Here is a 1,397-nt window from a genome sequence, read left to right as displayed (position 1 = left end):
AACATCAGGTTTAGGAGTCTCTACGTTAACGATAGGAGGTGGTGTTGTAATATGAACTTCTGGGGGATTTGTTTGCACATTGACTTCCGCAGGAGGGGTCGTGAAATTGACGATAGGGGCTTTAGGCTGCTTGCAGATGACTTTGATCGTTCTTCCTCTTAACTTTTTCTTGCATACATGACACTTACCTTTCTTGCCTCTGTTCCTCGTGCTGCAGTCTTTTTTCTTAACAACACGAGTGGTTTTCTTTACCACGCAGTCTTCTGTTATACGAGACATAGTGCACCTCCAAGGTTTTTACATATACTTACAAAAACTGGATTTCATCACACTCCTATACTACTCAGCGGTGTAGACCCTCGTCCTAGACTATCACCTAAAAATATAAATCTGGGTATCTATCGGGATGCTCGGATGTCATATAGCACTCTTTCAAAGGCATCTACGCTGCGCTCCCACGTCCATTTCGCCGCCTCGATTTCCCCGGCAGTTGCTAGTCTTCTACGCAAATCGGCATCCTCTATCAACCGGCTAATATCAGCTGCCAAGCGGTTCTCATAGCGGTAAGACATCAGACCGTTGTGCTCATGCCGGCAGTAATCCATATTGCCACCATTGTAGGTCGTGACCAAAGCTGCCCCGCAGCGCATAGCCTCTAGTCCTGGTATTGAGGCAGAATCATAGGTAGAAGAGTTCACGAATATATCCGTCTCGTTATAGTGATAGGCCATGGCGCCATCGTGCCCAGGAGTTAAATAGCGAAAAGTTGGATGATTGGCTTTGATTGCCTGTAAGAGGGGAGAACTATGAAATTCTTCTGGAGGAGACATCAGGTTGACACGGACATGGGGATACTTGGCTTGCACGATTTCCAGTTGGTTGATTAAATAATCCTGCTCTCTATGCCAGGAATATCCGCCTTCTGGCCTCCGCATAATCGCCGATATTTGCAATTGTGTCTGAGCATCACGAATATGCATATTCCGAAAAGCCGAGCCGACGCCAACCGGCACAATATGCGCCTGATGACCGTGATTCAGCGCAATGAGCTGCTTTTGCCAATTAGAGAGAACCGCAATGTGCTTGGAGATGTGATACGTAGGGAACGAGATTTGATTTTCCGGCAAAAAGGCAGGCTCGTAACATAGGCTTAAGCGGACGTGTACGCCTTTTCCATTCAAGCTGGCTTGATGGGCTCCGGGTACGATCGTATAGAAATTGGATACAATCACATCCGATTTGGGATAATCCTTTTCAAGAATCGCAAAGTGTTGTTTGGTGCGGATGATCTTGGCATGAATGGTATAATTTATGGTGCCTTCTGGCGGCATCAAAACAGTGACGTCATGACCTTTTGCCGCAAGCCCATTGACCAACTCTGCCAGCATTCTCTGAGC

The 1,397-nt window shown here is 46.8% G+C and carries 2 protein-coding genes; both read right to left on the bottom strand.

The genetic code is table 11. From position 1 onward, the window contains the following. On the bottom strand, positions 1-279 hold a 279-nt coding region (locus AC1DUA_RS37655; protein ID WP_477504581.1), incomplete at its 3' end, for a hypothetical protein. 119 nt (positions 280-398) lie between these two features. Then, positions 399-1,397, bottom strand: a 999-nt coding sequence (locus tag AC1DUA_RS37650) for a glycosyltransferase family 4 protein (RefSeq protein ID WP_477504580.1), incomplete at its 5' end; no start/stop codon positions are given.

The organism is Paenibacillus sp. 01T422, assembly GCF_056398785.1.
The sequence above is the reverse complement of the archived record's forward strand: the minus strand, read 5'-3'. Positions and strand labels throughout refer to the sequence as shown.